Below are 18,560 nucleotides of genomic sequence, written 5' to 3'. Positions count from 1 at the left end.
AACTAACTACCCTGAACTGTTTTGGTTAATTCAATATCCTTCGGAGAGATTTTGCCAATTGCATAGTATTTTACTCCTGTGATGTGTATTTCATCAAGAATATCTACCATGTTTTTGTATTTGGAAGTATCCATCGCCTTTATTATTACTTTAAACTCAGCTATAGACTTGTTTTTCTGTAATAATACTTTTCTTATTCCCTGATCAGAAAAATCCGCTGATTCTACTTTAGGATTATCCAACCCCATGAAATAAAAGACTTTGTTTTCCTCTCCCAGCACCAGTGTCATAGTTTCGGACTCCTTATAATTGGTCTTAGTATTGTCCTCCTTTTTCACAGGCATCTTTACCTCCATGATCTTCGGTTTATTGAAGGTAGTTGTAAGCATAAAGAATGTAATAAGGAGAAAAGCAAGGTCCACCATTGGTGTCATATCTATCTTTGTAGAAACCTTCTTACTTCTTTTTTTACCTTTCTTACCACCACCCCCGCCGGTATTTACTTCTGCCATTTTAGGTTAGATTTTATAAGTACTAACTGATTTTTTAAAATAATTGCTTTTGGAGCAACTGACTATTGAGGTTTTGCCTCCATTGTAGTGATCAATTTGATTTTATTGATATTCAACTCCTGAAGAATAGCAATAACTCTTGATACTACCTTGTAGTCTGTCTCTTTATCTCCTTTCACAGCGACTTTCAGCTGTTTGTCAGCTCTGGCAGAATATAGAATCCAGTCTCTTAACTGATTATTGGTAGAGTCAATCGGAATACCGGATTGTTTCTTTTCTGCTTCTTTTGAACTTAACACCTTTTTAAGATCGCTCACTGGTGATCCGAATGAAGACATCAAGATAAATTTCTTCTCTTCCGAAGGAGTAAATGTTATACCATACTTGGAAGAGATGTTTTTTAAAACTTCTCTTTTAGCTTCCTGACCGTCCATACCGTAGAATACTCTTCCTTCTTTACCGATAGAAATCGTCAGGATGTTGGCATCCGGAAGAATGGTTTCAGAGATTGAAGATGGCATATCGACAGCGATAGGCTCCTCCGGTTTGAACTTGGTTGTGAGCATGAAAAAGGTCAACAGCAGGAAGGCCATGTCACACATGGCTGTCATGTCCAGTGAAATGCTTTTTCTTGGAATTTTTACTTTTGGCATGATTATCCTGCTTTTTGATTACTTAGTGCTTGCTGAAAATGATTGAGTGATGCTGAATCCTATTTCGTCAATGTTATAGGTAAGATCATCAATTTTGCTTGTAAAGAAGTTGTAAGCAATGATCGCTAAAGCTGAAGTAGCAATACCAAGTGCAGTATTGATAAGAGCTTCAGAGATACCGTTCGCAAGAGCAACTGCATCTGGAGAACCGGCAGTAGCAAGAGCTGCGAACGCTTTAATCATACCAATTACAGTACCTAAAAGACCTGTAAGAGTTGCAACCGAAGCAAGAGTTGCTATAATTGTAAGGTTTTTCTCAAGCATTGGAAGCTCTAAAGATGTAGCTTCTTCTAGCTCTTTCTGGATTGCTACAAGTTTTTGTTCTTTGTTTAGACCAGCTTCTTTAGATAAACCTTCATATTTATAAAGAACTGATTTTACTACGTTTCCTACAGAACCTTTTTGCTTATCGCACTCTTCGATAGCAGCTCTGATATCATTTGAAGAAAGAAGACTCTTTACTCTTCTAATGAAAGAGTTAACAGATCCACTTCCTGAAGCTTTTGCAATTGTAATAATTCTTTCAACTGAAAAAACAAGAACCATCAGAAGGAAAGACATAAGGATTGGTACAATCAAACCACCTTTATAAACTACACCAAGATAGTTTCCTTCTTTTGGATGGTTAGCGATATTATCTCCTTGAAAATTAGAAGGATCGCCTAAAACATTGTAATAAAGAATGAAACTGAAAAGAATTGCCAATACGATGGCTACCACAGCGAACCAGGAATTAAATTTTCCCGTAGAAGAAGTTTGATTTTCCATTTTGTTTTTAAATGACTATTGAACTCTGTTATAAATCTGTTTACAAAATTATACTATACCTATAATAAAGATACCTATTAAATGTTAAGAAATTGTTAAGATAGTTTATAACAAATCTAAATAACAAATTTCACACAAGCACCCTATTACCCTATAGGGATAATAGACAAATATACTTCCTTTTCAATAAAAAAAAAATTTGAGTCTATTTTTATGCTAGTTTCATAACAATAATTTCAAACATTTATTTTTTGATAACACCAAAACCTTCAAATTTATTGCATGAAAAATATAACAATTATCGGATCGGGTACTATGGGCAACGGAATAGCTCACGTTTTTGCTCAATTCGGTTATGAAGTAAGCCTCTGTGATGTATCTGCCGGAGCCCTCGAATCCGGTTTGAAAAACATTCAGCAAAATATTGACCGCCAAATTAAAAAAGAAATAATAAAACCCGAGCAGAAATTTGAAATTCTATCAAAAATAAAAACTTTTACCTTATTAAATGATGCGGTAAAAAATGCAGATCTGGTTATTGAGGCTGCAACAGAAAACCAAGAAGTTAAATTAAATTTATTCAGGGAATTGGATTCTATTGCTCCCCCACCTTGCATTTTGGCCACTAACACATCTTCCATCTCCATTACAAAAATTGCGGCCGCTACCAAACGTCCTGATAAAGTAATCGGAATGCACTTTATGAACCCTGTGCCAGTCATGAAACTTGTTGAAGTGATTAATGGGTATTCAACCTCAAAATTGACTACTGAAACAATCATGGAAATTTCCAGAAAACTGGAAAAAATTCCTGTTGAGGTAAACGATTACCCAGGATTTGTCGCAAACAGAATCCTTATGCCCATGATCAATGAATCAATATTTAGCCTGTTTGAAGGAGTTGCCGGGGTTACTGAAATTGATACAGTCATGAAACTTGGAATGGCTCATCCTATGGGCCCATTGCAATTGGCTGACTTCATTGGTCTTGATGTTTGCTTGGCTATTCTTAGGGTGCTACATGAAGGACTTGGAAATCCTAAATATGCCCCATGCCCCCTTTTGGTGAACATGGTAGAAGCAGGCCATAAAGGTGTTAAATCAGGTGTTGGCTTTTATGATTACAACAAGAGCGGAAAAGACAAACTGATTCCAGCTGAAAGATTTTTATAAAAATACACTATATAAATAGTGTATTTTTATAAATCACTATTTTCTGGCTTGCTTAGTAAGTTGCCAATGAGCAATGCAACAAACATCTCCCCCGTAACAGCTTCTATTATACCTACTCTTTTAATAAAATAGAAGCATTCGGGAATGCATTTGACTATAATAGATTGACTCAGAATAACTGGGAAAACCTCCTTTTATAAAATAGCCATACCCATAAGGATTGATCAAAATGATCAGGTCATATAAACTGGCAAAAGCAAGCGCAATCATTAAATAAAGGGCTACACAACTAATTAATTTACCAGGAGACAAGCGAGAACTCTTAAACAGGTCATTTACCGAAAAATAAATTACCCGGCTTCTACCATTAATATCCCCAAATGCACTATAAATAATAATACTCTTCTGTATTCTGATTTAGAAACTATGAATATTGGATTTTCTGCGAGAACTATTAGAAAAAACTGAGTGAATAAGAATATCAAAAGGCCAGTTCTAAAAATGTGGTTTCAAACAAAACTACCCAGGAGTTCCCTCAAAATATAAAAATAGCCTGCTCCTGCCAGAAAAAATGAGGCGATTATTAAAGATTTTAAAACCGGCAATTCTGCAATTTTTATAAATTCGACTACAATGAAGCCTGAAATAATTAACCCTATTTGTATCTGAAATAGTCGTTTATATACCTTATACCTAAAGATCTCTTTTTCTGGAATGTAGCCTTCTATTTTAGAATTGGTTGTCATGTCAGTTTTTTATCAGGAGCTGATAGAATTTTTCATACAAGCAAGACCACAAATAAGTTTCCCCAAAGAGATTCTACGACTCCCAAATTTCTAATTAATCTATCTGGATGTTCATAAATCGATCTTGCCCGCCAAGGATACTAAGACTATAATAGATACACTCCGTGTAACTTTCAAGACCTAAGTTCAAGAGTAAACCCATACATCCAGGTTTAATAATATTAATCAGATCATAAGGCTTGCAAAGGAAATTGCAATCATCAAGTAAACAGATACGGCTCCCCAAAGCCTGTCTTTCGAGGCTTTATCATCCTTAAAAAGATCCAATATTCCACAAAAGATAACAATTGCTTCAACCAGAAATAGTACAATATGAATAATAAACAACAAGGGCCTTTCGAAGTGCTCATCAGATATCTTAAAAAATGGATTTCCAACAGCAAGTGCCAAGATAAAGGTGGCAACAATAAGGCAAAGTAAGGGGAAGATAATTCTTTGCTTTTGGATAAAATTTCTCAAAAGGTCCCTATAAAGAGAAAATATAAGTTCCTCCCAAAATAAGGAAAATCGAATCTCGAAATTGATCAGTTTCCCAAAACCCCAATTTCCATGGCTGGCTTTAAAAGCATGGCAGTAAAAATAATCAGACATTGGAGTACAAATCTGAAATCTTTAATTTTCTCAGAAATATTAATCTTAACCTTTAGAGCTGACAAATAATCATTCATATAAGTTTAGAATTAAAAACAATACAAACAATTCATTTTAAAACACTTAATACACAAACATTAAAGTAAATAATTAATATAATTACAAAAAAAGACCCTGAAATTCATAAAAAACTTCAGGGTCCTGATATAATATGATAATCGCTAAACAGCTACATCATTTTCTCTTAGAGCATCGTTCAGCGATGTTTTGAGATCCGTACTTGGTTTTCTTTTTCCAATAATCAATGCACAAGGAACCTGAAAATCACCAGCAGGGAATTTCTTTGTATAAGAGCCTGGGATTACTACTGACCTTTCCGGAACATATCCTTTGTATTCAACAGGCTTATCTCCTGTCACGTCAATCACTTTAGAACTACCTGTAAGACAAACATTTGCACCTATAACAGCCTCTTTTCCAACACGAACACCTTCCACAATAATACATCTCGATCCAATAAATGCGCCATCCTCAATGATTACGGGAGCAGCCTGTACTGGTTCTAAAACACCGCCAATACCAACTCCACCACTCAAATGAACATTTTTTCCAATCTGAGCACAGCTTCCTACTGTTGCCCAAGTATCGACCATTGTTCCTTCATCTACATAAGCACCGATATTTACATAAGAAGGCATCATGATCACCCCTTTTGCTAGAAAGGCTCCATATCTTGCAACAGCGTGAGGTACAACCCTTACACCTAATTTATCATACCCTTTTTTAAGCTCCATTTTATCGTGGAATTCAAGAGGACCAACTTCTGTAACCTTCATTTTCTGAATAGGAAAATAAAGAATTACTGCTTTTTTAATCCACTCATTTACCTGCCATCCACTTTCAGTTGGCTCAGCAACTCTTCTGATACCTTTATCAAGTTCTTCAATAATAGTTCTGATTGCAATTTGTACTTCCTGATCATTCAAAATACTTCGGTCATTCCAGGCTCTTTCAATAATCTCTTTCATTTATAAAATGTATTAAAATATAAAAGTATTAATTTTAGTGTCAATGAGTAAAACAGCCAAAATACTTCTGGCCTCGGTGCTCAAACCGGTAAATGAGACCCGAATGTACGAAAAATTTGCAAAATCATTACTTAAACTCAATGATGTGGAAATTCATATTGCCGGATTTTCTCCTACCAAAAATGCTACTTCTGAAAATCGAATATTCTTTCACACCCTATTTTCAGCATCCAGATTGCATATTTCCAGGTTTAGCGCTCAGATAAAATTATTGAAACTTTTACTTAAAGTAAAACCTCAACTAGTCATCATTACTACCCATGAAATTCTGCTAGTTAGTATTTTATATAAGATAATTTCAGGTACAGTTTTAATCTATGATGTTCAGGAAAACTATTATCGAAATATCCGCTTCACTCCAACTTTTCCACCATTCGTTCGAAATATTATCGCCAGCGGAGTCAGGCTTTTTGAAATTCTGACGAGACCTTTTATAGATTTTTATTTTCTAGCGGAGAGGAATTATGAATCAGAGTTTTCTTTTACAAGGAACAAAAGCTGTGTGGTAGAGAATAAATTTAAAAATGAGGGAATTCCACCAGTCATTAAACAAGCTTTTAAGATTAAGCCTAATAAAGGTTTTCGATTCCTGTATTCTGGAACAATTTCAGAAGTCTATGGAATATTTAAAGCAATAGATCTTATAAAAAAGCTTCATAAAATAGATTCAAATATTACTTTAACTGTAATAGGATATTCACCTAAAAAAGAAATACTTAATAAATTAAAATCAGAAATCAAAGACTATCCTTTTATCAATCTTATCGGAGGAGATTCACCTGTAGCCCACTCAGAAATATTAAAGCAAATTAAAAATTCAGATATAGGAATCCTTAGCTACGTCCCCAATAAAAGCACTGAAAATTGTATTCCCACCAAATTATATGAATACCTTTCCCTATATCTGCCAATGATTATTCCATCAAATCACATTTGGACCTCAATTACAGACTCTTACAATGCCGCCATCACATATGATTTCAATAAGTCAAAACCTGAGGACCTTTTAGAAAAGTTAAAACAACACATTTTTTATACCTCTCAACCAGAAAATATAACCTGGGATTCTGAAGAAATTCAATTTCTTCAAGTCATCAACAACTACTTAAACAATTAACTATCAATACAATAAAATAAATCTAAACTTTTTTTTAGACAAACCTAAATTTTCATATATTTGTATTACAATTAGCCTGAATCATGTTTCTGAGTTTTACAGAAGAAAACTATCTAAAAGCGATTTACCACCTTTCCGAGGATGGCAAAATTGACGTTTCTACCAATGCCATCTCCGATGCTTTAAATACAAAGCCTGCCTCTGTCAGTGATATGCTTAAAAAACTTTCACAGAAAGAAGTCATTAACTATATCAAGTATCAAGGAGTTTCATTAACTCCTAGCGGCAAAAAGATCGCTCTTCAGATTATCAGAAAACACAGACTTTGGGAAGTTTTCCTTGTTGAAAAGTTAAAGTTTAACTGGGATGAAGTGCATGAAATTGCAGAACAACTTGAACACATTCAATCTAACTTACTGATAGAGAGATTAGATGAATTTCTAGGATTCCCCCCGTTTGATCCGCATGGAGATCCCATTCCGAATGAACGTGGAGAAATGAAAGCTAAGAAACATACTCCCTTATCGGAAACAGATTTACATAACCAGGGAAAAGTTATAGGATTGAAGGAGACCTCCCCTTTATTTCTTCAATATCTCGATAAAGCAGGAATTTATATTGGGGCGAAAATCAAGGTAATGGATAAAATTGAATTCGACGGTTCTCTAGAAATTCTGATTGATAATAAAAAAACAATACTAGTATCAAGTGAAGTAGCTAAAAATATTCTCATTGCCGAATCATGAAAAAATACAATTTTATTTTATTCGTAATACTTTTAATTATCTTTTCAGGATCCATTTTTTCATGTTCTGAAAAAGCTTCCGAAAAAAAGAAAAAACTATTAATTGTAACGACTACCGGCATGATTGCAGATGCAGTAAAAAACATTGCTGACACCTCTGCGGACATCATTGCGCTCATGGGACCGGGAGTCGATCCGCATCTTTATAAAGCTACTCACGGAGATCTTGAGAAGCTTTCAGAAGCCGATATCATCTTTTATAATGGTTTGCACCTTGAGGGAAAAATGGCTGAAATTCTGGAAAAACTAGCCAAATCTAAACCAGTAATTCCGGTTTCCAACGGTATACCGCATAACCTATTAATGACTGCTCCTCAATTTGCCGATGCTTTTGATCCGCATATATGGTTTGATGTACACCTTTGGACCAAATCGGTCGCAGAGATTTATAACAGCCTTGTGAAAATCAATAATTTAAAGAAAGATTATTATGAGCATAATGCTGCTAAATATATAAGGCAACTTGACTCACTGGATCATTGGGTAAAAAATGAAATTCAGTCAATCCCTCAGGAAAGACGGGTTTTGATTACTGCACATGATGCGTTTGGGTATTTTGGCAAGGCATACTCAATTGAGGTAAAAGGTTTACAAGGAATCTCCACATCATCTGATTTTGGGTTGAATGACATAACCGGACTTGTAAATTTTATTGTTTCAAGAAAAATTAAAGCTGTTTTTGTAGAATCTTCTGTTTCTCCTAAAGCTATCGAAGCAGTAGTAAAAGGTGTAAAAGAAAAAGGCCATGAAATTTCAATTGGTGGTACTTTATATAGTGACGCCATGGGTGCCAAGGGTACCTTTGAAGGCACATATATAGGAATGGTTACCAGCAATGTTCATAAGATTACTACTGCACTAAAGTAAAACGCTATATATTAAAACCTTATGATTATTCAGGTTCCAAATCCAATATTAGAAGTTCACGATCTTACAGTGGCCTATCATAGGAAGCCAGTTTTATGGGGAGTAGACTTAACCTTGCCTGCTGGCTCACTTACCGGTATAATTGGCCCCAATGGGGCAGGTAAATCTACGCTAATTAAAGCAATTATGGGGCTGATTCCACTTAGCAGTGGCTTTGTGAAATTATTTGGTAAGGACCTGGATGAAGTGAGACAAAAGGTAAGTTATGTACCACAAAGAGAATCGGTTGACTGGGACTTCCCCGCTTCGGCATTGGATGTGGTATTAATGGGAAGATATAGTCAGATCGGATTATTTAAGAGACCAAGAAAAGCTGATAAAGAAGTGGCAGTGGAGTGTCTTAGAAAAGTAGGTCTTCAAAATTTTGCCAACAGGCAGATATCACAACTTTCAGGAGGCCAGCAACAGAGAGTATTTCTCGCCAGAGCTTTGGCTCAGGACGCTGATATCTATTTTATGGATGAACCTTTTGCGGGGGTTGATGCTGCAACGGAAGCTGCGATCATTGAGATTCTCAGAAATATGACCACTTCAGGCAAAACTGTCGTAGTCGTTCATCACGACCTGCAATCTGCAGTCACTTATTTTAACTGGGTTTTATTATTAAATATGCGCTTAGTTGCGTCAGGCCCCACAGAAAAAGTATTCACTCAGGATCTTCTCCAGGAGACTTATGGAGGAAAACTGACTGTATTAGCCAAGGTCGGTGATTTGTTGGAGAAACAGCAATTCCCTTCCCGTGAGGATAAAGCTTAAAGCCTAAGGCTAAAAGCTGAAAGTTTAAAAAAGCAGGCTCTAAGTAGAGAAATTTATAACATTACATAGTAGTTACTGAATAAATATTTAATTAAAAAGGGAATGACTTTAAGCTTTATGCTTTGAGCTTTCAGCTTTACAACCATATGAAATTCTTTGAATTTTTCTCATTTACTGATCCGAATATTAGATATGTTGTAGTAGGTTCTATACTTATGACCGTCTGCTCTGCAGTGGTGGGGTGCTTTACTTTTCTGAGAAAAAGAGCTTTGATCGGTGATGCAGTTGCACATTCCGTATTGCCGGGAGTTTGCCTTTCATTCTTATTAACAGGTGAAAAAAATCCATTTATACTTCTGATAGGAGCTTTTATTACAGGTGGACTTAGCATATTTTTGGTTGAATATATTACTACTAAGACTAAACTTAAAGAAGATAGTGCTATTGGTATCGTCCTTTCAGTTTTTTTCGGAATCGGAATTTTATTGCTGACCGCTATTCAACATGGTGGAAATGCTAACCAAAGCGGTTTAGACAGCTTTTTATTTGGGAAAGCCGCCTCCATTCTACCAGAGGATCTTTATAGTTTTGGCCTAGTTGGTATTATATTACTAATAGGTGTATTTTTCTTTTTTAAAGAATTTACACTCATTTCATTTGACAGAAATTTTGCAGAAGCAATAGGTCTACCAGTTAAAATACTGGAATTTATGCTCACGTCTATTACTGTACTTGCAGTTGTTACTGGTATTCAAGCGGTCGGTGTGGTTTTAATGGCTGCTATGCTCATTACACCAGCCGCGGCAGCTAGATACTGGACTCATAACCTCACCATCATGATGCTGGTGGCAGCGATGATGGGTGCTGTTTCCGGAATTTTCGGGGCATACATTTCCTACCTTGCTCCTTCAATGCCAACAGGCCCTTGGATCGTAATGGTTATCTCCATGATTGCAATTGTGTCGTTTGCCTTCGCTCCGGTTAAAGGAGTTTTTGCAAGGCTACGCAAACAGATAAAGAACCAGAAACAAATCACAGACGAAAATATTCTGAAGCTCTTCTTTCAGTTGGGAGAAAAAGATCAGGATTTCTTTACGGCAAGATCCATTACCTCCCTGCTAGAACGTAGATCTATGCGAAAAGATCTTTTAAAAAACGGGCTTGCCAGGTTAACAGATCAAGGCTTTCTTTCTAAAACTAAAGATCATTGGAAGTTTACCGAAGCGGGTAAAGTTAAAGGCCAAAGAGTTGCGAGATTGCATAGACTTTGGGAATTGTACCTGACACAATACCTTCAGCTTGCCCCTGACCATGTACACGATGATGCGGAGACTATTGAACACATCATAACTCCGGAGCTTGAAGCTAAAATTCTGGAACAGCTAAAGTATCCCGAAGTAGATCCTCATGATACAAAAATTCCATATAAAGACTTTTAAAGTCTATTGGGGTTTTCATTGAAATTATAAAAAATAAAAATCAAGTAGCAGAAAAACATGTCTTCATTTTGGATTATACTTACAGGCGCTCTCGTTGCAGTAACATGCAGTCTACTGGGTTGTTATCTGATATTGAGGAGAATGGCCATGGTGGGTGATGCCATTTCTCATGCCGTACTTCCAGGAATTGTTCTCGCATTTCTAATTTCCGGATCCAGACAGACTATACCAATGCTTTTAGGTGCTGGGATTCTCGGCATTCTTACTACTTTTCTTATAGAATTCCTTCACAAAAAAGCCAGGCTCCAAGAAGATGCCTCGATAGGTGTAACTTTTACCTGGCTGTTCGCTTTGGGAGTAATTCTGATCTCTGTTTTTGCCAATAAAGTTGATATTGATCAGGAATGTGTCTTATATGGAGAAATAGCCTACGTACCTTTAAATGTTTGGATCACAGATACAGGCACAAACCTCGGTCCGCAGGCAATCTGGATTATGGGAAGCATACTTGTGCTGGTACTAATTATGATTTTTACGTCATATAAAGAATTGCTCGTCACCACTTTTGATCCCTCCTATGCAGCAGCTATTGGTTTTAGCACTGCATTGTGGCATTATATCCTTATGAGCATGGTTTCCTTGGCAACAGTAGCCAGCTTTGAATCGGTGGGGGCAATTCTGGTTGTAGCTTTTTTGATTGTTCCCGCAGCCACGGCTTATCTTCTTACAGATCGTTTTGAATTAATGCTAGTTTTGGCAGCAGTATTCGGAATTCTTAGCTCGGTTTTAGGTTATCTTCTTGCCTCTCAAATTGACGGATCTATTGCAGGTGCAATGGCTACAATGACAGGTTTAATTTTTGTCCTTGCCTTTATCTTTTCTCCTAGATATGGGATTCTAAGAAAAAAAAACGAAGCGGACAAAACTGGAATGATCATTGAGGAAAGCAAAGTTTAGAATTTCAATAAAACCAGTAATAATACTGACAAATAGGATTTTAACCTGGTTAACTAAAACTAAATTCTTAATATTTCGGTTACCTAAAGAGTTTTTTCTAAATATATCAAGATGAAAAAAGTATTAATAATTTCTGCACTTTCCATTAGCGCTTTCCTTACAGGATTCACTATTCTCCATAAACCAACTGATAAAGCGATCACCATTTCATCAGAGCAACCGGGGAAAAATGAGGAGGTTAAATGGCTTAGTTATGATGAAGCGATTAAACGGAATGCTAAAAAACCAAGGAAAATATTTATAGATGTTTATACTGACTGGTGCGGATGGTGCAAAAAAATGGATCAAGCCACATTGAACGATCCTAGAATTGCCGGGTATCTGAATAAAAAATATTATGCTGTAAAACTGAATGCAGAAAGTGGCAAAATGATTAAATACAAAGGAAAAGATATTTCTGAAAAAGATCTTGCCAGAAGTATCTTTAATGCAACCGGTTACCCTACTACGGTATATCTGGATAGTAAGGAAAACCTCCTTTCCCCTGTTCCGGGTTATTTGGATGTTGATATTTTGGATAAAATTTTACATTATTACGGAGAGGAACACTATAAGACAAAAACCTGGGAGCAATTTCAGCAATCTTATAGTCCCGATGCCAACTAACCCCTTTTAAGTGGAACCTCATAGTAGTAACATAGAAAGTGAAGACACAATTGCCGCTCTTGCAACCGCTTCAGGTGTAGGGGCCATTGCGGTAATCAGGATATCAGGCAAAGAAGCCATTCCTGTGACACATAAGATATTTAAAGGTAAAGATTTAACAACTGCTGCATCTCACACTATTCATTTCGGAACTATCCGTGATGGAGAGAAAATTTTAGATGAAGTAGTTGTTTCTCTTTTTAAAGGTCCAAACTCTTTTACTAGAGAGGATGTCATTGAAATTTCCTGCCATGGTTCGGAATATATAGTCAAACAACTCCTTCAACTGCTGATCAGAAAAGGTGTAAGACTTGCCAAACCAGGTGAATTTACTAAAAGAGCTTTTTTAAATGGTCGTTTCGACCTGGCTCAAGCAGAAGCAATAGCAGATCTTATTTATTCTGAAACAGAAGCTGCCCACCAGGCAGCTATGAATCAGATGAGAGGTGGTTTTTCTCTGGAAATAAAAAAATTGAGAGAACAGCTCATCAACTTTGCATCCCTGATAGAATTGGAACTTGATTTCAGTGAAGAGGATGTAGAGTTTGCCGACAGGTCTCAATTAAAGAATCTTATTTATGAAATTAAAAGAGTAATTGATCATCTGATCAGCTCTTTTGATGTAGGAAATGTTATCAAAAATGGTGTGCCGACCGTTATCGCAGGAAAACCTAATGCCGGTAAATCTACTCTTCTTAATGTATTACTCAATGAAGAAAGAGCAATAGTCTCTGAAATACCTGGTACTACACGTGACTTTATTGAAGATGAAATGGTTCTGGAAGGAATTCGTTTCCGCTTTATTGATACGGCTGGACTAAGGGATTCCTCTGACAAAATTGAATCTATTGGTATTGAACGCACCAAACAAAAGATGAAACAGGCTAGCCTCATCATTTACATGTTTGATGTTAATTCAACTTCTGAAAAAGAGCTTAAAGAAAACCTTCTCGAATTAAAGAGCTACAATATCCCTCTCGTAGTTGTCGGGAACAAAATAGATAAGGACAAGTCCAATATCATTGAGTTCAGAAACTTTGATGGTATCATCTTTATTTCAGCTGCTATGAAGGTTGGCATTGAAGAACTGAAAGCCAACCTTGTGGAAATGGTAAACTTTGCCAACTTTAAAACAGGTAATGTTATTGTCACCAATGTTCGACACTATGAAAGCCTTATCAAATCCAGAGATTCATTAAAAGCCGCTCTTGAAGCGCTTGATGACGGTATATCAGGTGAACTGCTTGCTCAAGATATCCGAAGCTCTCTGATTTATCTTGGTGAAATCACTGGCGAGATAACTACTGACGATTTACTCGGGAATATTTTTAGTAAGTTCTGTATCGGAAAGTAGGCACCCAAACAAAAACAACTAAGGTCAAATAAAAGAAACACTTACCTCTTCTTTATTGACCTTTGTTTTCTCATATTTTCGCTTGTTATACTAGTTTTTCTAGCTTTTGTCTAGGTTTGAAACAAGCCTGGACTTTTTTATTTTTGTAGGGCGAAATTATTCTACATACAACAACATGTAGCTACAATAAGCTACAACAACCTACACGAGTTACAATATGAGTTCGAATATCAGAATAACAAGAATCTGTCAGAACTGCAATAAAGAGTTTATTGCAAAGACTACAGTTACTCAATGTTGTTCTGATAATTGTGCAAAGAAGCTTTATAAGCAAAAAAAGAAAGAAGAAAAAGTTGCATTATCCAACAAAGAAACATCTTCCACTATCGTAAAGCCCATATTGGAGATACATGCAAAAGACTTCCTGAGTATAAAAGAAGCATCTTCACTTATTGGAGCAAGCAGATGGACAATCAGTTCATTAATAAAACAGGGAAAACTAAAGAGCGGAAAATTTGGAAAGAGAGTAATCATCCGCAGATCTGATATCGATAATTATTTTAACTGCATTTAATTAAAGAGTTTAGAGTACATGAGCAGCGTAAAACTAAGAATGAAGGAACTTAAGGATGGTAGACAAAGTCTTTATCTGGATATTTATCACAATGGTAAGAATAAACATAAGAGCCTTGAACTTTACCTGGAAAAACCTACTTCAGCGGAAGTTAGACAGTTAAACGAAAAAACACGTTTAACCGCAGAGAAGATCAGAATAACTATCCAGGAACAAATTATCAATGGCACCTTTGGTCAAAAATACATTAAGAAAGATATCACACTTCTCAATTGGTTTGAAGAACTAACAGAAAAGAGACGAAAGTCCAATATTAACTACGATGCATGGCGTAGTGCCTTAAAACATTTAAAAAGCTTTTTTGAAGATAGGGACCACATACTTTTAAAAAACTTAACAGTATCTATACTTGATGATATAAAGGAACATTTTCGTTCGCAAGTTTCACAAAACAGTTCCGCATCTTATTTTGATATAATTAAACATTCAGTCCATCAAGCATACAGAGAAAAATTAATATCTGATGATCCAGCAACTCTTGTGAAGAGTATTAAATACAATGCCCCACATTGAGAGTTTTTAACCGAGGAAGAAATTACTTTATTGGCTAAAACTGATTGCTCTGTACCTGTTTTAAAACGGGCATTTTTATTCTGTTATTTAACAGGATTAAGATTTTCGGATTGTGAAGAATTAAAATGGTCAGAAGTTCAAGTCTCCGATGCCACAGGATGGATTTTAAGATACCGACAAAAGAAAACCAAAGAATCAGAAACTACTCCCCTTTCAGAAAGTGCAGTAAAACTATTAGGTGAAAAACCAGAAGATCAAACTCAGAAAGTTTTTCAAGGACTGAAGTACACTCAATACAAAAAACTTGAAGTTTGGTTTACTAAAGCAGGTGTTTCGAAGAAAGTACATTTCCATATTTCGAGACATTCCCACGCCTGTCTACTATTACAGAAAAATGAAATGGCATTAAAATTCGTACTCAACTGGAATAGCAGCAAAACATTGCAATCAAAATATAACTTACTTTCATTCCAGGAATATAATCATAAAAACACTGCTGCCAGTATGTTATGTAAAAGAACTATAGAAGGATATGTCAATGCTCCACCAATCTGTCGTCTCTGTTTTATCTTTTTATTATTATATAATTCAAGTTCTTTTAAAACTATGGGAAGTTTACCGCTTTCCTCTCCTATTTGTATAGATCCTAAAAATTACAATAAGGTTACTAAAAACTTTATATTCTCCGGAACATCTCAAGAATTGTGGTATTTCCTGGGGAATAATTATAAGTACCAATGATTTAACATTTAAGAGTAGAATTGCTGATTTATCGATTGTAAAAATCGTTTTATAAGGTTAACTTTGCCGTTCGTACAATTAATTATAATGAAAAAATTTTTTCTTTTCACCTTACTTTACACCAGCTGCCATTTTAGTTTTTCAGCTAACCTTTATAGTCGTAATGATGGATCGTGGGATGATCCAGGCAATTGGTCGACAACCCCTGGAGGGCCTTCCTGTAGCTGCTTACCATCGGAAACCGACAACGTAACAGTAAACAACAATTTGTCTTTTACAAACTTAACAGTAAAGACTGGTGGCAGTATTTCCATTGAAAACGGACAATCCTTACAGGGCAGTACAATTACTATTCAGGGAGGCTTATTTGACTTACAAAATGGCCAGGTTATAGCTAATAACCTCAATGTACAGTCAGGTAATATCAATGTAGGAGCAATTGCCCAGATAACTACTTCAAATAGCTTTACTAATTACAGTAATGGTGTAGTAGTCAATGGTACACTTACCTCCTACGGTACTTTTCAGAACCTTGGTTATATAGACGGATCCGGATTTTTAGGTCATACACCATTCGAAACAACAGGTAATGTTAATCCTCTGATTACAGATTTCACAGTATTTGTAGCACCAGTGAAGTTAACTGGCATTTCTTATACAATAGAATCTTCACACATAAATCTTAAGTGGAAAACTATAGCTGAGAAAAACAATGCTGGCTTTGAAATATATAAAAGTGAGGATGGCATAAATTTCCAGTTAATTGGATTTCAAGAAGGAAAGAATAATACTACCGGAATTACCGAATACATATATTCTTTACCCGTAAATTCCTCCTGTTATATCAAACTTATTCAATTTGATAACGATGGGCAACATGAAGATTTGAAGACGATTTTTGTTGATTTAAGTGGTAATAGCAATATTCCTTTAATCTATCCTAATCCTGTTGTAGCAGGAGAGACAGTAAATGTAAACATTGATAATTCAAACAATAAAACAAGCAGCTATTCAACCAGCATTTATGATTTAAATGGGAGCCTTCTTAAACAAATGGATAGCAGTAGCAATTTGAATTCAATATCTACGAAAGAATTAAAACCCGGTACATATATAGTGGAAATAGTAACAGAAAAAGGTAGGCATCAGGAATATTTGATTGTCAGATAAAATTCAGTTCTATTATCTCAAGCTTTAAAACATTTAAGACAAGCTATAATTCAATAACTGTCGAATTCAGAAGAGGGTTGTTATCATAAAAAGAGTAAAGTAATATAGACGATACTTGAAGTGTTCTCCAGTGATACAGTTACCTTTATCTTTTATTTCTTTAGCACTGGTAATTTCAATAATTTCCCTAGCCTCGATTTAAATTACAGAAACAGTAATTGCATAAACTTACTAATTGTAGTTACAAAATAACATACTTTTCTTCATGGCTGAAAAAGTTCTAACAGGATTTATAGGTGCATTGATAGCTATCATACTAAAAGTTATCTTTGACTATTTTATAAAGAAACTTGAAATTAGTAATATCAGGAAAATAATTCTTTCTGATATAGTGCACCAAGCAAGCACAGGAAAAATTTACCGACAGGAAATATCAAAATTATATAAAATCTATAAAAAAGGTCTGGACGCCTTAAACAAAGGACAAAGACATGACTTTTATGAAGATTTAAGAAATGAAAGATTCAATGATTGTTTTTTCTCAAGGCACACCTTTGACACCATAAAAAAACTGACCTATACAAAATCCTTAATAATCCTGTTGCTTTTGGAGAAATCCATAATATCTACAACATAATAGATCGATTAAAAGGTCGCAACCATACTTACTATGAAGATTTATTCGATGAACATGTCAGGGCTTACATGGAGAATGTTGATAAAAACGACACAGCAAAAACAAGGGAGCGAGTCAGAATGGCTTTAAATTTTATTACAATCAAAATTGACAGTGACGTCAAGAACTCTCAACATCTTGAAGAAATGATCCATAAATACTTCAAGCAGCTTAATAAATCGCAAAGGTTGAATATTTTCGGAATCAAATTTTAGTAATTAAAGCAAAATGATATGATATATATTCCAATAATTACAAGGACACATAAAATGTGCGATTGAATTATCAGTTACATCGAGTGGGCTTTTAATCTCGTCAAAATAATGAAGATTATAACTATAAGCATCCTTACACACATTTTATGAACCCCATCCTTACCTATTAGTGCATCCTGATTAGCATCTTTACTCACATCTCTTGTTACATCAAGAGTACCGGATTCACACCCCTTGATCCACCCCAGAAGCCATCAACAAAATCATGAAGCGTTATATCAGACATAACCTGCCACAATCTTTCAAAGAACTCTTTGGCTGCATTATAAAATCCATTGAAGACTATAATCTTTTCAGACCTCATTATGCCCTCAATGGACTTACTCCTATAGAAGCCTATACTCAAAAACTTTCCGATATAGACTTTTCCGAACAAACCAGACAAGCTAAAGCTGCAAGACTTGAACAAAACAGAAAAAGTACCTGTCCGAAGTGTTAAGTTCACTTCTTTCAGATACTTTTTTTCTTATACTTTTTAAAATCTCTTGCTTAAAAAACGACTTCCATACGCTTTGCTTTCCTTTCTCTTTCAACCTTTTAATTTTCATCGACTTCGTTGTATCGAAGTGTTAATTGCGGAAAGATTGTGGGAGTTGCGTGGAAAGATTGTGGGAGTTGCAGCGCAGAATCAAATAAAAAAAGGTGCCAGTCTTTAAACTCTGACACCTTCTTACTATGGATCTTTATTTTGGAGTTTCCGTCAGTTTATAAACTGGACTTCATTTATAGGCACTAGTCACAGACTTGCGCCAGAAGAGATGCACTACTAGCTAATTGATAAATGTTTCAATTTTGGGTATTAACTCTTTTAGTTTCCTTTTTGAACTTTCAGTTACAGCC

Annotated in this window: 19 protein-coding genes and 1 pseudogene; 15 read left to right on the top strand and 5 right to left on the bottom strand. The window is 35.5% G+C overall.

The features are described from left to right. Window positions 1–2 precede the first annotated feature (2 nt). From J7604_RS23540 to J7604_RS23530, 3 genes are all read right to left on the bottom strand, one after another. On the bottom strand, window positions 3–512 hold the full coding sequence (locus J7604_RS23540; RefSeq protein ID WP_293901841.1) for a biopolymer transporter ExbD: 510 nt from the start codon (window positions 510–512) through the stop codon (window positions 3–5). 62 nt (window positions 513–574) lie between these two features. Beyond that, the gene (locus J7604_RS23535) at window positions 575–1,165 is read right to left on the bottom strand and encodes a biopolymer transporter ExbD (RefSeq protein WP_293901838.1); all 591 of its coding nucleotides are present in this window, start codon (window positions 1,163–1,165) and stop codon (window positions 575–577) included. 18 nt (window positions 1,166–1,183) lie between these two features. Further along, window positions 1,184–1,993 (bottom strand): MotA/TolQ/ExbB proton channel family protein, encoded by an 810-nt coding sequence (locus J7604_RS23530; RefSeq protein ID WP_293901834.1) that lies wholly within the window; start codon window positions 1,991–1,993, stop codon window positions 1,184–1,186. A 282-nt stretch (window positions 1,994–2,275) separates the two neighbouring features. Here J7604_RS23530 and J7604_RS23525 point away from each other — a divergent pair, with 282 nt between their 5' ends. Continuing rightward, window positions 2,276–3,166, top strand: coding sequence for a 3-hydroxyacyl-CoA dehydrogenase family protein (locus J7604_RS23525; RefSeq protein WP_293901830.1), 891 nt, complete (start codon window positions 2,276–2,278; stop codon window positions 3,164–3,166). Window positions 3,167–4,137: 971 nt separating this feature from the next. Here J7604_RS23525 and J7604_RS23520 read toward each other — a convergent pair. Further along, window positions 4,138–4,563, bottom strand: coding sequence for a hypothetical protein (locus tag J7604_RS23520; protein WP_293901827.1), 426 nt, complete (start codon window positions 4,561–4,563; stop codon window positions 4,138–4,140). Between the two features lie 221 nt (window positions 4,564–4,784). Continuing rightward, a complete protein-coding gene (locus tag J7604_RS23515) occupies window positions 4,785–5,591 on the bottom strand; it encodes a 2,3,4,5-tetrahydropyridine-2,6-dicarboxylate N-succinyltransferase (RefSeq protein WP_293901824.1) in 807 nt (268 codons plus the stop codon). A 43-nt stretch (window positions 5,592–5,634) separates the two neighbouring features. Between J7604_RS23515 and J7604_RS23510 the strand changes: the two genes are divergently transcribed. The 14 genes and pseudogenes from J7604_RS23510 to J7604_RS23445 all read left to right on the top strand — a co-directional run bounded on the left by J7604_RS23510 (window position 5,635) and on the right by J7604_RS23445 (window position 18,159). Then, complete coding sequence (locus J7604_RS23510) at window positions 5,635–6,768, top strand: glycosyltransferase (protein ID WP_293901821.1); 1,134 nt, start codon at window positions 5,635–5,637, stop codon at window positions 6,766–6,768. Window positions 6,769–6,851: 83 nt separating this feature from the next. Further along, on the top strand, window positions 6,852–7,514 hold the full coding sequence (locus tag J7604_RS23505) for a metal-dependent transcriptional regulator (RefSeq protein WP_293901818.1): 663 nt from the start codon (window positions 6,852–6,854) through the stop codon (window positions 7,512–7,514). Next, complete coding sequence (locus tag J7604_RS23500) at window positions 7,511–8,440, top strand: zinc ABC transporter substrate-binding protein (protein ID WP_293901815.1); 930 nt, start codon at window positions 7,511–7,513, stop codon at window positions 8,438–8,440. The genes J7604_RS23505 and J7604_RS23500 overlap by 4 nt, the downstream gene beginning before the upstream one ends. Window positions 8,441–8,461: 21 nt before the next feature. Then, the gene (locus J7604_RS23495) at window positions 8,462–9,256 is read left to right on the top strand and encodes an ABC transporter ATP-binding protein (RefSeq protein ID WP_293901812.1); all 795 of its coding nucleotides are present in this window, start codon (window positions 8,462–8,464) and stop codon (window positions 9,254–9,256) included. A 146-nt stretch (window positions 9,257–9,402) separates the two neighbouring features. Further along, entirely contained in the window at window positions 9,403–10,695 is a 1,293-nt protein-coding gene (locus J7604_RS23490) for an iron chelate uptake ABC transporter family permease subunit (protein WP_293901809.1), read from the top strand. Window positions 10,696–10,752: 57 nt separating this feature from the next. After that, complete coding sequence (locus tag J7604_RS23485; RefSeq protein ID WP_293901806.1) at window positions 10,753–11,652, top strand: metal ABC transporter permease; 900 nt, start codon at window positions 10,753–10,755, stop codon at window positions 11,650–11,652. A gap of 111 nt (window positions 11,653–11,763) precedes the next feature. Next, window positions 11,764–12,318 (top strand): DUF255 domain-containing protein, encoded by a 555-nt coding sequence (locus J7604_RS23480; protein WP_293901803.1) that lies wholly within the window; start codon window positions 11,764–11,766, stop codon window positions 12,316–12,318. A 10-nt stretch (window positions 12,319–12,328) separates the two neighbouring features. Then, on the top strand, window positions 12,329–13,711 hold the full coding sequence (mnmE, locus tag J7604_RS23475) for a tRNA uridine-5-carboxymethylaminomethyl(34) synthesis GTPase MnmE (RefSeq protein ID WP_293901800.1): 1,383 nt from the start codon (window positions 12,329–12,331) through the stop codon (window positions 13,709–13,711). A 217-nt stretch (window positions 13,712–13,928) separates the two neighbouring features. Further along, window positions 13,929–14,285: a helix-turn-helix domain-containing protein gene (locus J7604_RS23470; protein ID WP_293901797.1), complete on the top strand. Its 357-nt coding sequence runs from the start codon at window positions 13,929–13,931 to the stop codon at window positions 14,283–14,285. A 39-nt stretch (window positions 14,286–14,324) separates the two neighbouring features. After that, a complete protein-coding gene (locus J7604_RS23465) occupies window positions 14,325–14,858 on the top strand; it encodes a phage integrase SAM-like domain and Arm DNA-binding domain-containing protein (RefSeq protein ID WP_293901795.1) in 534 nt (177 codons plus the stop codon). Between the two features lie 15 nt (window positions 14,859–14,873). Beyond that, window positions 14,874–15,599: pseudogene (locus tag J7604_RS23460) on the top strand (site-specific integrase); the annotation flags it as partial. Between the two features lie 87 nt (window positions 15,600–15,686). Further along, the gene (locus tag J7604_RS23455) at window positions 15,687–16,769 is read left to right on the top strand and encodes a T9SS type A sorting domain-containing protein (RefSeq protein ID WP_293901793.1); all 1,083 of its coding nucleotides are present in this window, start codon (window positions 15,687–15,689) and stop codon (window positions 16,767–16,769) included. 265 nt (window positions 16,770–17,034) lie between these two features. Beyond that, the gene (locus J7604_RS23450; RefSeq protein WP_293901790.1) at window positions 17,035–17,406 is read left to right on the top strand and encodes a hypothetical protein; all 372 of its coding nucleotides are present in this window, start codon (window positions 17,035–17,037) and stop codon (window positions 17,404–17,406) included. Window positions 17,407–17,925: 519 nt separating this feature from the next. Beyond that, a complete protein-coding gene (locus J7604_RS23445; RefSeq protein ID WP_293901787.1) occupies window positions 17,926–18,159 on the top strand; it encodes a hypothetical protein in 234 nt (77 codons plus the stop codon). The last annotated feature ends 401 nt before the right edge of the window (window positions 18,160–18,560 follow it).

It is taken from the genome of Sporocytophaga sp. (assembly GCF_017745095.1).
Taxonomy (GTDB): domain Bacteria; phylum Bacteroidota; class Bacteroidia; order Cytophagales; family Cytophagaceae; genus Sporocytophaga.
Note: the sequence above shows the minus strand (reverse complement) of the source record. Positions and strands in the feature narration are given on the sequence as shown.